Raw genomic sequence first — 13,707 nt, forward strand, 5'->3', positions numbered from 1 at the left:
GCCGATCAATGCGCGACTACGGCCGAAGGTATTAAAGTCGATGCTACTGGTTGCGAACCCGATGCTGATAAGGACGGCGTGGTGGACAGTGCCGATAAATGTGCTGCCACTGCTGAAGGTATTAAAGTTGATGCGACAGGTTGTGAACTCGATACCGATAAGGACGGCGTGGTGGACAGTGCTGATAAATGTGCTACCACTGCCGAAGGCATTAAAGTCGATGCCACAGGTTGTGAGGCTATCGCGGATGCTGATAAAGACGGCGTAGCTGATGGCAGCGATTTATGTGCGAATACGGTGGCGGGTAATACGGTCAACCAAGTAGGCTGTGCTAGAACTGAAAATGTTAACTTACAAGGTGTAAATTTTGAGAAAGGCTCTGGTCAATTGACCGCAGAATCAGCACCGATTCTAGATGCTGCCGCTGAGACCCTCAAAAAATACCCCGAGTTAAAAATTGAAGTCAGTGGTCATACCGACTCAAGTGGTGATAATACCTTAAACAAAAACTTATCACAGGCTCGGGCGGAATCCGTGAAGGCATATTTGACTGAAAAAGGTGTCACAGCCACTTTAACCGCCGTCGGCTATGGTGAAGATCAACCGATCGCTACCAATAATACAGCAGAAGGTCGTGCACAAAACCGTCGTGTTGAACTACAGATTCTGGACTAACTCCTTGAGTCAGTACGCACAACAGACTAAAAAGCGTTTCGGTCAGCATTTTTTGCATGACCGAGGCGTTATCGAACGCATGCTACGTGCTTTAAGTTTAAGCCCTACTGATCGAGTCGTGGAAATCGGCCCGGGTTCTGGGGCTTTAACTTTCCCCCTCCTTGAACGCTTAAACCATCTTGATATTGTGGAAATTGATCGAGATGTGATTAGTTGGTGGCAACAGCAAACACCCGCCCAAGGGAAACTCAGTATTCATGCACAAGATGCTTTAAAGCTGGATATCCCCCGCTTACGAGGTGCTGGCGAACCCCTGAGAGTGATCGGTAATCTGCCTTATAATATTTCTACGCCCTTGCTGTTTCATCTGTTGGAATACGGTAGCGATATTCGTGACATGCTATTTATGTTGCAAAAAGAAGTCGTTGATCGCATTACTGCTGAGCCAGATAGCAGTGACTACGGGCGCTTATCGGTAATGATGCAGTATTTTTGCGCTACCTCTTATTTAATGAAAGTCGGCCCCGGAGCTTTTAATCCCCCGCCTAAAGTAGATTCTGCTGTTGTTTATTTAAAACCGTGGGTGAGCCTACCCTATACCGCTCATCATCTAGCTACCTTTTCTCAGCTCGTTGCACAAGCCTTTTCCCAGCGGCGCAAAACCTTACGGAATACACTAAAAGGTTTAGTTAGCACCGAGCAAATGGAAAGTGTCGGTATTGATCCCAGTCGGCGCGCTGAAACGTTAGCGGTTAAAGATTTTGTGCAACTCGCTAATTTGATCTCCTGATGGCCTTCATTCCTTTAGCCCTCTATATTCACCTTCCGTGGTGTATCCGCAAATGTCCCTATTGTGATTTTAACTCCCATCAAGTTCCGAGCCAGTTGCCTGAAAAGCAGTATATACAAGCACTTTTAGAGGATCTCAGCCAAGAGCTACCTTATATTTGGGGACGGCGCTTAGAATCAATCTTTATTGGTGGCGGTACGCCGAGTTTGTTCAGTGCCGACCGTATAGATGAACTATTAGCGGGTATTCGTGCCTTGCTACCTTTTCGCCCCAATATTGAAATCACTTTAGAAGCCAATCCCGGCACTTTTGAGCAGGAAAAATTTAAAGACTTTCGGGCAGCGGGAATTAATCGGCTCTCGGTGGGGATTCAAAGTTTCCATCCAAAGCAGCTCCAAGCGCTAGGTCGCGTGCATAATCAAACCGAAGCACTCAAGGCCGCAGAACTGGCCCGCTATGCCGGTTTTGATAATTTTAATCTCGATTTAATGTTTGGCTTACCGCAGCAAACTGTAGAAGAAGCAATCGCGGACTTACAACAAGCGATAGATTTGCAGCCTACCCATTTATCCTGGTATCAACTCACCTTAGAACCAAATACTCTGTTTTATAAGCATCCACCTGCTCTACCCGATGATGATTTATTGGTCGATATGCAAATAGCTGGGCAAACCTTATTAGAGCAAGCAGCTTATACCCACTATGAAGTATCGGCTTATGCACAAGCAGATCGAACCTGCCGCCACAATCTAAATTACTGGCAATTTGGAGATTATCTAGGGATTGGCGCGGGGGCGCATGGTAAAATTACCGATGCCTTCGGGCAAGTGACTCGCCACCAAAAGCACCGACAGCCAACCCAGTATTTACAACAAGTTGCTTTAGGTCAAGCCCGTAGCGATAGCCAAATTTTAACTGCATCCGATTTGAAGTTTGAATTTATGCTCAATGCTCTGCGCTTAAAATCTGGTTTTGATTTAACCTTATTCACTGAACGCACCGGTTTAGCCCCTGAAATCTTACAAGCCCCCTTGGACTTGGCTGAGCAACGCGGCTGGTTAAGCTTCCAGCAAAATCAGGTCAAGACCACCGAATTGGGCTGGCAATTCCTTAATCAAGTGATTCAGCTATTCTTAGATGATTAAAGCGGCTTGTTGAGAGCCTCAGCTTCCTGCCAAGCTTGCTCGCGCTTAGGCATCTGCATAATCGGGTAGTAGACCAACCAAGCGACCAGCGCCATCATCCATCCCGACCCAATCACATCAGATAGATAATGCGCCCCCACTGAAATACGCGCTAAACCAACCGCATACCCCAATAATAAGCCTGCACCTAACCCCCAGAACGCCCAATGGGGACGCGCTCGCCGCCATACAAACCAGAGCGCTAAGAAGGTAAACCCAACTGAACTATGCCCACTAGGAAAAGAGCGCCCTTCATTCCCTAGTACTAATTTGCCCGGTGGAGCATAAGTATGGATGCCTCCAAAATCTTGGGTTTGTACAGGACGTGGCCGCCCCCAATTAGATTTAAATATCCCATTCACCACTAAGCCCGAACCCAAAATAAATACCAAAACAAAATAGGCGATACGGACACGAAGTCGCTGATAATGAAGGGCTTGAGGCCGCCAAAATAAAATTAGCAGGCCTAAGATGACGATACCCCAAGAAATCACCGGAATCATTGAATAAAATAAAAAGCGATATACAGGGTGGCAATCTAACAACCAACCCGCAGGACTACAGGCTGGATGATAGAAAAAATTCGAAACTTTAACATCAAACTGCCATTGTGGTATCCAAAATGGCAATAGACTCAACACCGCCAAGCCTATCCATAACCAAGCTCGTCCAACTAACTGAGTCTGTTTCATTGCGGATTTAATCCTTTAAAATTCTGCAGTCGATACACCGGATAAACCAATTGATAATCTGCATAAATCGCTGCCCTTAATTCCCCAACCTGTTCAGTGGCCTCAAAATAGTCAGCCATCTCAGCGGGTAAACGACCCGTACTGACAAATAAGAACTCCTGCCCTACCCGTCCTGTCAAACTCGTCACTAAATCGTAATGGTGGCGTAATTGATGCTCAGGATTCCAACTAACGATGTTTAAACCTGCCGGACGCGCATAATAAGTTAATTCACTCATCACGCTACGCTCTTCGGCCAGCGGTAGCGCCTGAGGGTAGTTGGCTTGTAGGGCTAAATACTGTTGACCGATTTCATCCCAACCGCGCATACGCTTATACAGATCATTTTTTGCAGTCAGCTCCACCCCTAAGCCGTGAGCCAAACTTTGATAGTGATACAGCCCCATGAACAACGCTATATTCACCATCAACCCTAGTATCAATAAACGCTGCTGTTGCCAACGCACCAACCCTGCAGCTACTAACACTGTAGCCGCCACATAACTCGGTGCTGCCCAATTTGCATTTGCCGTCCCCAACAAGGCTTGCAGTGAAATAATCAGCAAAAATGGCAGACTAAAACTCAAGAGTAGCCCAGCCTGCGGCAACTGCTGTAAGCGTTGAAACCTCAAGAATAAGCTCAGCAGGACTGGGAAAAAGACTAAACCAAACACCCCAAACTGCCCGCCGAAAAACTCAGCCAACGAGCGCCAATGTAAACCTGCTTGCTCTAAATGAGAGATCTCAGCCGTATGTTGAACCGTAGGAAAATCATGCTGCCAATTCCACCACCCATTCGGTGAAAAAATCACGGCGGCGATAAGTACTGCCACCCAAGCACGTAAGCTAATAAACACCTGCCAACGGCCACTCAATAATAAGTACACCGCAGCGGAAAGAAAAAAGATACCCATTGTATACTTGGTCAGCAGCCCTAAACCTAAAGCTACTCCTAATAAAATCCAGTCCAACCAAGCCGCTGAGTTTAAAACCCGCACAAAGGCAAACAAAGCTAAAGTCCAAAAGAAAAACAACAGCACATCGGTAGAAATCAGCAATGAAGATAAACCGACCGCAGGCAAGGTAATAAAAATTAAGCCTGCAATAAATGCGGTTTTTTCATCAAATAAGCGCCGAGTTAGGAAAAATAAAATGAAGGTCGATAAGGGATAAAAAATCAAACTGCCTGCCCGGACACAAGGCTCTGCATCACCACAAACCGCCGTAGTTGCAGCAATCACAGCAGCAATCATGGGTGGCTTTGAATAATAACCCCAAGCCAGATTCTGTGCCCAAAACCAATACTGAGCCTCATCAACATACAGCGGTAAACCATTGGTTAATACCACTCCAGCCCGATAAGCCGTCAAACCCAAGACGATACACAGCAAAACAAAAAAATAGCGCACTCTACAGCCCTAAACCCAAGCCCACAACAAAGCCGCCAGTTTAGCATTGATCATCCATAGAGGTATAAGCCGGCATTAGGTCTTGAGGAAAACTCGCTCGAACTTACCGAAGAGTTAGCATGACAAAGTGAGGAGACTGCTAGCTTAAGACTCGCTTTCGCTCTATAGTGAAACAGTTGATTTGAGTGTTATTTTCGACTTTAGGTAGAGGAGGATTCTTCTTGGGTATTCTAGATACGCTGCTAGGCAGCGACAACGGCGATGCAATCGCTCAATTAGCAAAACAAATCGGTTTAAGCGAAGAGCAAGCTCGGGCAGTCGTGAAAGAAGTGACTCCCGCTTTAACCCGTGGTATGCAGCATAACACTAAGGATGAAACGGGTGTCGAGGGGTTAATTACGGCCTTACGCACTGGAAATCATGCTCGTTATATTGAAAACCCTAGCGTTTTAGGCACAGCAGAAAATATCGACGACGGTAACTCCATTCTAGGCCACATTTTTGGTAGCAAAGAAGTGAGCCGGAGTGTGGCTGAACATGCTAGCCAAGAAACTGGGGTTGCCAGTTCACTCATTAAAAAAGCCCTACCCATTATCGCCACAATGGTGATGGCCTCCTTAGGGAAATCGCTATTTGGTGGCACGGCCTCCGCCAGTACAAATACTGAGCAGACTCAGCCTTCTAGTGGTATTTTAAGCTCTTTGCTTGATTCTGATCGTGATGGTTCAATTATTGATGATGTGCTAGGCATGGCCTTTAAAATGGCTTTCCGCTAAGCTAATCCAGCCCTTATTCCTCGCTGAATAGGGGCTAGCTCTGTTTCTCGCTGCGCTATCCTATCGTCAAGGAGGTTGCCTACTATGGCTTACACTACTCTCCAACTTGAGTTTAACAATCATATCGCCCACTTAATCCTCAATCGACCGACAGCCTTGAATAGTATGAATCGGGCATTCTGGCAGGAGTTACCCGCTGCGATTCAGGAGGTCGAGCAGGCAGATGATCTGCGAGTTTTGGTCATTTCATCAACTGGCAAACATTTCAGTGCAGGGATGGATTTAGAGGTTTTCAGCCAGCCTGACCCACGAATGTTTGGCGGTGAACCGAGTCGCCGCGCTGAGTTTATGCGTCGCTTGGTTTTAGAGTTACAAGCCTGCTTTACGGCTTTAGAAGACTTACGGATTCCAGTGTTAGCTGCCATCCAAGGTGGCTGTATTGGTGGTGCTTTAGATTTAGTCGCAGCTTGTGATAGCCGCTACTGTACCGAAGACGCTTTTTTTACCATCAAAGAAACCGAGTTGGGTATCACCGCTGATTTAGGTAGTTTGCAACGCCTACCAAAATGGATTAGCCCCGGTTTAGTCCGTGAACTGGCCTATACGGCTCGTCATCTATCAGCGACCGAAGCCGCAGCCTGTGGCCTAGTCAATCGGGTATTTACTGATCAAACCGCCTTAGTGGCAGGTGTTATGGAACTTGCTGCCCAGATTGCGAAGCATTCACCCTTGGCCGTAGCAGGTAGCAAAGCTATGCTCAATTATGCGCGTGACCATAGTGTGGCAGAAAGCCTGCACTATATGGCGACTTGGCAAGCAGGTATGTTCCAAGCGGCCGATTTAATGGAAAGCATCCAAGCCAAACAAGCTAAACGGGCTACTCAATACGCAGCCTTGCATCAACAAACCCCGATTATGACCAAAAGCACTGACTAGCGATGGATGTTGCAACATTTTTAACTGCGTTCACCGGATTATTTGTGATCATTGACCCGATTGGAACCGCTTTAATCTTTAATTCGATGGTGCCAGCCAATGATACCCGCTATATCAATACAATGGCGATCAAAGCAACCTTGATTAGTGCCATCTTATTGGTTGGCTTTGGTTTATACGGTGAGCCATTCCTACAGCATTTAGGGATTAATATTAACTCAGTCCGCATTGCAGGGGGCTTGCTGTTGTTTTACACAGCCTTTGGCATGATTACCCATGAGGTGGCAACCCCGACCGAATCCAAGAAGACCGATATTTCAGTTTATCCCTTGTCGATCCCCCTGATTGCAGGCCCCGGCGCACTGACTTTAGTCATTCTATTATTTGCCCAAGCCTCTAGTGTGACGAGTGATCTTGCCGTGTTTGCAGCAATTATCAGCGTATTATTGCTCAATATGCTGTTCATGATGCTGTCTAAGCATTTACAAAGAATCATTGGTCACACGGGGGATGAGATTTTGCGCCGCTTTTTAGGGGTAATTTTAGCTGCCTTAGCCGTACAGTTTGTCTATGATGGGATTAAAAATCTAAGCAGTAGTTTCTAAAATTTAAACACACACCAACGGAGTTTCCTATGACCCAGCCCACTCATCCTCATTATCCGCATCTATTCACTCCGTTAGATTTAGGCTTTACTCAGTTAAAAAATCGCGTATTGATGGGCTCTATGCATTTAGGCTTAGAAGAATTACCTGATGGTTTTGAACGCATGGCAACCTTTTATGCAGAGCGCGCCCGTGCCAATGTAGCCTTAATCGTCACCGGAGGGATCGGCCCGAATCCTGAAGGTGCGGTGCAAGCCCATGCTGCGGTCTTAAATAAGCCCGAGCAAGTGCCACAGCATCAGATTGTGACCCAAGCAGTCCATGCTGCAGGTGGTAAAATCTGCATGCAAATCCTGCATACCGGACGCTATGCTTATAATCCCAAACTCGTCGCGCCTTCTGCTTTGCAAGCACCGATTAATCGCTTTGTACCGCATGAACTCACGGTGGCTGAAATCGAAGCACAACTAGACGATTTCGTGAATTGTGCGGCGCTTGCACAACAAGCGAATTATGATGGGGTAGAAATCATGGGTTCAGAAGGTTATTTGCTGAATGAATTCATTGCTCAGCGTACCAACCATCGAACTGATGCATGGGGCGGGGCTTATGAAAATCGGATACGTTTTCCCGTTGAGGTGGTACATCGAGTCCGTGAAAAAGTCGGCACTCATTTTATTATTATCTTCCGCCTATCCATGCTTGATTTAGTCGAACAAGGCAGTACCTTAGATGAAATTATTCAACTAGGGCAAGCGGTTGAACAAGCAGGCGCAACCCTGATTAATACAGGCATTGGCTGGCATGAGGCACGTATTCCGACGATTGCCACCAAAGTCCCACGTGCTGCTTTTACCTGGGCCACGCATAAAGTGCGGCAAGCGCTCAAACTACCGGTTATTACGTCTAATCGGATTAATATGCCCGAAGTGGCTGAAGCTGTGTTGGCTCGAGGTGATGCCGACATGGTATCAATGGCACGCCCCTTTTTGGCTGACCCTGAATTCATCCTCAAAGCTGAGCAAAACCGGACGGCTGAGATTAATACCTGTATCGCCTGTAACCAAGCCTGCCTAGATCATATTTTTGTGGGTAAACCGGCCACTTGCTTAGTCAATCCACGAGCTGGCCACGAACAAGATTTGGTGATTGAACCGACCCAACAACCAAAAAAACTAGCGGTAGTCGGGGCGGGTCCTGCAGGTTTAGCCTTTGCTGTCACGGCGGCGCAACGCGGTCATCAGGTAACTTTATACGAGGCACAAGCCGAAATCGGTGGCCAATTTAATCTAGCCAAGCAAATTCCGGGCAAGCAGGAGTTTTATGAAACACTACGCTATTTTAAGCACCAACTAGCCAAACAGGCGGTTCAAGTACGGCTAGGTGAATTCGTTACCCCGGCTGAATTAGAGGCCAGTGATGCGGATGAAATCATCTTAGCCACGGGTATTACCCCCAGAATTCCGGTGATACCGGGTATTGAGCACCCTAAAGTCCAGCTTTATACCGAGGTGATTAAAGGTGCTCAAGTCGGTCAGCGCGTCGCTTTAATTGGAGCTGGAGGGATTGGTTTCGATGTTGCAGAGTTTTTAACTCATGAACAGGATGATAGCAGTGCCGATATTGCAAGCTTTATGCAGAAATGGGGGGTAGATATGAGTATGCAACGCCCAGGTTGTGTACATGCCGAAGCGCCAAGCTCGCCTAGTGAACGTACCATTTATTTACTGCAACGTAAAACGACCAAAGTCGGCGATGGTTTAGGTAAAACCACTGGCTGGATTCATCGAGCTGATTTAAAGCGTAAAGGTGTGCACATGCTAGCGGGCTGTGAGTATCAGAAGATTGATGACGAGGGTTTACATCTGAGGATTAACGGGCAGCCGCAAGTTTTAGCAGTTGACAGCATCATCCTCTGTGCAGGCCAAGAGCCGCGTCGTGACTTGCAAGCGGGGCTAACTAAACCGACCCATTTAATTGGTGGCGCTGATGTTGCAACTGAGTTAGATGCCAAACGTGCTATTGATCAAGGCACTCGGTTAGCCGCAAAAATCTAATGCAGAAAACGATTTAAAATCCGTATAACATCTAAGACTAGATAGAATCATCCCGATTTTAGATACGTTTCTCGGCTGAGTTTATTTAGATACTCCTCAATTTAGCGGGGAGTATCGTGCATAAATATCAGCTCGGATGAAAGCCTAAGAATCAACAGTTGTGGGTTTTGAACTATATGCCTATTCGTACTCTGATAGTTGGAAATTCGGGTTCGGGAAAGTGATCTGGTTCAGCAACCCCGGACACCCCAAGAAGTGAGTACACTAGACTCGACACTTGAGGTGAAAGATGAAACCCAGCAAACCAACCACCAAGCCCTACACCCGCCGTTCCGAGAGCTACAAAGCGGAAGCCCTGAAACAAACCGTTTTCGAGTACATCGAAACCGACTACAATCGGGTTCGATTACACTCTGCCAACGACTACCAAAGTCCGGTAGCTTTTGAAGCAGCTATTTACCAGAAACTCGCTTCTTGAGGTGTCCATTTTTGATGGGGTAGATCAGTGCGCTTTCCATGCTGCTAAATCCCGAATGGTGTTCGTATTGCGAGGCTTGTGATATTACCAAAAAAATCTATGGTTTTTTTCGATCTTGCATCGCGTTAAACTCGCTTTCTTTTTCATTGGTGGATGCTATGACTGCTCCAGTACCTGCTCAGCCGTTAACCACGCCACAGGATAAACTGCCTGTGCGTGAAATTCCTTATAACTATACGTCTTTTTCTGATCGGGAAATTGTGCTTCGTCTGCTAGGGCAGCGTGCTTTGGATATTCTCAAGCAGCTAAGAAATGAGCGGGCAACCGGTATTTCTTCACACATGTTGCTGGAAATGTTAGGGGATTTGTGGGTAGTGAATCGCAACCCCTATATCCAAGACGATTTGCTGGATAATGCTAAGCGTTTCGCTTCCTTATTAGACACTTTGCGGGAGCGCTTGGAGCGTATTCAAAGCCGAGCGAATAATAACGCACTGACTTTAGAGCTGATGCAGATTACCAGCAAAGTCATTGATAATTTTGAAAAAGATTTTGCTAAACAGGCGGCTTTACGTGAACAAGCCCGCAAGAAGTTTGCCGCCTTCACCCGTAAGGATAATATCCAGTTTGATGGCTTAGCCCGCGTCTCTCATGTCACCGATGCAACCGACTGGCGGGTAGAGCTGCCTTTTGTGGTACTCACTCCAGATACTGAGGCAGAAATGGCAGCCTTAGTTCAGGCGAGTATTGAACTCGGTTTGACAGTGATTCCACGGGGTGGTGGTACCGGCTATACCGGTGGTGCAGTGCCGCTAGATGCCTTAAGTGCTGTGATTAACACTGAAAAACTAGAGTTCTTAGGCGAAGTTGAATGGCGGACTAATCTTCCGGGGGTGAGTGCCACTGTTCCGGTGGTGCGCACGGGGGCAGGTGTGGTCACACGCCGTGTCTCGGATTTAGCGGGTAAACATAAATTAGTGTTTGCAGTTGACCCCACTTCGCAAGATGCTTCCACCATCGGTGGCAATATTGCGATGAATGCTGGCGGCAAAAAGGCCGTATTATGGGGTACAACTCTCGATAATCTGTTGTCTTGGCGGATGGTCACCCCAGAGGCTGAATGGCTTGAAGTCACACGCCTGAATCATAATCTGGGGAAGATTCATGATCAGCCGGAGGTCAGTTTTTCTGTTCAATATTTCGCAGCGGATGGCAAAACCAAAAAAGGCGAACCGAAAGTTTTAAGTTTCCCCGGGCGTTATTTCCGCAAAGAAGGCTTAGGCAAGGACGTTACTAATAAGTTTTTGGGGGGCTTGCCGGGGGTACAGAAAGAAGGCTGTGATGGTTTAATCACGTCGTCAGAGTTTATTCTGCATCGGATGCCCGACCAGATTCGCACCGTTTGTTTGGAATTTTATGGCACAGATTTGCATGAAGCGGTGCCTGCGATTGTTGAGATCAAAGATTATGTTGATAGCCTGAATAATGTACTGCTGTCTGGGCTTGAGCATCTCGATGAGCGCTATGTAAAAGCGGTTAAATATACGCCCAAAGGTGCACGCGGTAGCTTACCGAAAATGGTACTCCTAGCTGATATTGTCAGTGACAATGAAGAGGCTGTTGCGCGCACAGCAGCAGAAATGGTGCGCCTAGCCAATGCTCGTAATGCCGAGGGGTTTATTGCCATTAGCCCAGAAGCCCGCCGCCAATTTTGGGCCGATCGCTCACGCACGGCGGCGATTGCTGCTCATACCAATGCGTTCAAAATCAATGAAGATGTAGTGATTCCACTGCATAATCTTGCCGAATATACCGAAGGTATTGAGCGCATCAATGTGCGGCAGTCTATGCAAAATAAGCTGAAAATGATTGATGCGGTCATTGCTTATTTGCAGGGTGATTTGCTGGAGCTGCGTCATGTACCTGATTATGAAGCGAGTGCTGAACGCTCGGCGATGGTGGATGCCAAGCGTATCCATGCTCAAGATTATTTGCTGAAAGTCAAAGCACGCTGGGAAACTTTATTAGCTCATTTTGACCAACCCGCTGCCAATTGGCCGGACTTATTAGACGATACGGCACATGCCGCGTTGCGCCCGACTGATCGAATTATTGATCTATTATTGCGGCGTGATTTGCGCATTTCTTATCGGGCTGAAGTGGAGCGTTCTTTAAAAGAAATGTTCGTCGGGCGTGAGCTTAATCCCTTGCGTGAGTCGCTGGATAAAATTCATGCCCGCTATCGTTCGGGGCGTTTATTTGTGGCTCTGCACATGCATGCGGGTGATGGCAATGTGCATACCAATATTCCAGTCATGTCCAATGATTATGAAATGCTGCATGAAGCAGAAAAAGTTGTCGATGAAATCATGATCTTGGCACGGCGCTTAGAGGGGGTTATTTCTGGCGAACATGGGATTGGGATTACCAAATACCAATACCTTGATCAGCGTGAAGTGGATGAGTTTGTCAGTTATAAGCAGCAAGTTGACCCGAAGGGGCATTTTAATAAGGGCAAGTTAATGCCCGGCTCAGGTTTGCAGAATGCCTACACGCCCTCTTTACGCTTAGTGGAGCGTGAAGCTTTATTACTTGAGCATAATGAATTAGGGGCGCTGAATAAGGATATTAAGGATTGCTTGCGTTGTGGTAAATGTAAACCAGTTTGTAATACCCATATTCCACGTGCCAATTTACTTTATTCACCGCGTAATAAAATTCTTGCAACGGGCTTAATGATTGAAGCTTTTTTGTATGAAGAGCAAACGCGGCGAGGTATTTCGATTCGGCATTTCGATGAAATGAATGATGTGGCGGATCATTGCACGATTTGCCATAAATGCTTTAATCCTTGCCCGGTGAATATTGATTTCGGTGAGGTGAGCATTCGGATGCGCAGCATTTTGCGTGATCAGGGTAAGAAGAAAACGAGCCCGGTGACTTGGGCTTCGATGCAGTTTTTGAATCTCAAAGATCCGATGAAAATTAATCTCCTGCGGATTGGGATGATTGAGCTTGGGTTTAAAACTCAGCGGCTAGCTTATAAACTTGCCAAGAATACGGGGCTGCTTAAAACCAATCAGCGCCCAGCGGGAACAACAGGCAAGCCTGCGATTAAAGAGCAGGTCATTCAGTTTGTGAAAAAACCCCTGCCCGCTGGCTTACCTCACAAAACTACTCGTGCTTTGTTGGGTTTGGAAGATAGTAAAATTGTGCCTATCTTGCGCGACCCACAAAAAGAGGGAGGGGATGCGGTATTCTATTTCCCCGGTTGCGGTTCTGAGCGCTTATTTAGCCAAGTCGGTTTGGCTACTTTAGCTATGTTGTATGAAGTGGGGTCGACGACGGTTTTGCCACCCGGTTATTTGTGTTGTGGCTATCCACAAAATGCGAGCGGTGATTTACATAAAGGTACTGAGATTTCGACAGAAAATCGCGTGCTTTTCCATCGGGTAGCGGGTGCACTCAAATATCTCAATATCCAGACGGTGATTGTCTCGTGTGGCACCTGTATGGATCAGCTCCTCAAATATCAATTTGAGCGCATTTTCCCCGGCTGTCGCTTGTTGGATATTCATGAGTATTTGTTAGAAAAGGGTCTCAAGTTGGATGGTGTGCAGGGGGTGCAGTATTTGTATCATGATCCCTGCCATACACCGATGAAAACCTATGCTCCCCTTAAAGTCGCCAGTGAGTTAGTCGGCAAGCCCGTCGTGCTGACAGAGCGCTGCTGTGGTGAGGCGGGTACATTTGCAGTGAGCCGCCCGGATATTGCAAGCCAACTGCGTTTCCGTAAAGAGGAAAGTTTGCGGGCGGGTATCAAAGAACTCACCGGCGAAACCAGTGCTAAACAAGGTAATGTAAAATTACTGACCTCGTGTCCAGCTTGCCAACAAGGTTTATCCCGTTATGCGGATGATACGGGTTTGGAGACAGATTATATTGTCGTGGAAATGGCGAATCATTTACTCGGCGAAAAATGGCAGCAAACCTTCATTGAACAGGCTACGCATGGCGGAATTGAGAAGGTTCTGTTGTAAAACTTAACAACTTAGAGGCTGATGCT

10 protein-coding genes and 1 pseudogene are annotated in these 13,707 nt (G+C 46.9%); 9 read left to right on the forward strand and 2 right to left on the reverse strand.

The annotated features are described in order from the left end of the window. From B5D50_RS00130 to hemW, 3 genes are all read left to right on the forward strand, one after another. A partial coding sequence (locus B5D50_RS00130) for an OmpA family protein (RefSeq protein ID WP_159448534.1) occupies positions 1 to 675 on the forward strand: 675 nt, incomplete at its 5' end. Then, positions 635 to 1,465 (forward strand): 16S rRNA (adenine(1518)-N(6)/adenine(1519)-N(6))-dimethyltransferase RsmA, encoded by an 831-nt coding sequence (gene rsmA, locus B5D50_RS00135; RefSeq protein WP_327192619.1) that lies wholly within the window; start codon positions 635 to 637, stop codon positions 1,463 to 1,465. The genes B5D50_RS00130 and rsmA, both read left to right, overlap by 41 nt. Continuing rightward, on the forward strand, positions 1,465 to 2,610 hold the full coding sequence (gene hemW, locus B5D50_RS00140) for a radical SAM family heme chaperone HemW (protein WP_078920551.1): 1,146 nt from the start codon (positions 1,465 to 1,467) through the stop codon (positions 2,608 to 2,610). The genes rsmA and hemW overlap by 1 nt, the downstream gene beginning before the upstream one ends. Here hemW and B5D50_RS00145 read toward each other — a convergent pair. Continuing rightward, positions 2,607 to 3,341 carry a phosphatase PAP2 family protein gene (locus B5D50_RS00145; RefSeq protein ID WP_078920552.1) on the reverse strand — a complete coding sequence of 245 codons (735 nt, stop codon included), beginning with the start codon at positions 3,339 to 3,341 and terminating at the stop codon, positions 2,607 to 2,609. The two genes, hemW and B5D50_RS00145, sit on opposite strands and share 4 nt — an antisense overlap. Then, entirely contained in the window at positions 3,338 to 4,789 is a 1,452-nt protein-coding gene (locus B5D50_RS00150; protein ID WP_078920553.1) for an ArnT family glycosyltransferase, read from the reverse strand. The genes B5D50_RS00145 and B5D50_RS00150 overlap by 4 nt, the downstream gene beginning before the upstream one ends. A gap of 221 nt (positions 4,790 to 5,010) precedes the next feature. Between B5D50_RS00150 and B5D50_RS00155 the strand changes: the two genes are divergently transcribed. The 6 genes and pseudogenes from B5D50_RS00155 to B5D50_RS00180 all read left to right on the forward strand — a co-directional run bounded on the left by B5D50_RS00155 (position 5,011) and on the right by B5D50_RS00180 (position 13,681). After that, positions 5,011 to 5,565, forward strand: a complete 555-nt coding sequence (locus B5D50_RS00155) for a DUF937 domain-containing protein (RefSeq protein ID WP_159448535.1) — start codon at positions 5,011 to 5,013, stop codon at positions 5,563 to 5,565. A gap of 84 nt (positions 5,566 to 5,649) precedes the next feature. Continuing rightward, positions 5,650 to 6,501 carry a crotonase/enoyl-CoA hydratase family protein gene (locus tag B5D50_RS00160; protein ID WP_078920555.1) on the forward strand — a complete coding sequence of 284 codons (852 nt, stop codon included), beginning with the start codon at positions 5,650 to 5,652 and terminating at the stop codon, positions 6,499 to 6,501. Between the two features lie 2 nt (positions 6,502 to 6,503). After that, positions 6,504 to 7,106: a MarC family protein gene (locus B5D50_RS00165; protein ID WP_078920556.1), complete on the forward strand. Its 603-nt coding sequence runs from the start codon at positions 6,504 to 6,506 to the stop codon at positions 7,104 to 7,106. Positions 7,107 to 7,135: 29 nt separating this feature from the next. Beyond that, positions 7,136 to 9,163, forward strand: a complete 2,028-nt coding sequence (locus B5D50_RS00170) for an oxidoreductase (RefSeq protein ID WP_078920557.1) — start codon at positions 7,136 to 7,138, stop codon at positions 9,161 to 9,163. A gap of 355 nt (positions 9,164 to 9,518) precedes the next feature. After that, a pseudogene (locus B5D50_RS00175) lies at positions 9,519 to 9,641 on the forward strand (IS3 family transposase); the annotation flags it as partial. A 158-nt stretch (positions 9,642 to 9,799) separates the two neighbouring features. Then, a complete protein-coding gene (locus B5D50_RS00180; protein WP_078920559.1) occupies positions 9,800 to 13,681 on the forward strand; it encodes a DUF3683 domain-containing protein in 3,882 nt (1,293 codons plus the stop codon). The last annotated feature ends 26 nt before the right edge of the window (positions 13,682 to 13,707 follow it).

Source organism: Thiothrix eikelboomii, from assembly GCF_900167255.1.
Taxonomy (GTDB): domain Bacteria; phylum Pseudomonadota; class Gammaproteobacteria; order Thiotrichales; family Thiotrichaceae; genus Thiolinea; species Thiolinea eikelboomii.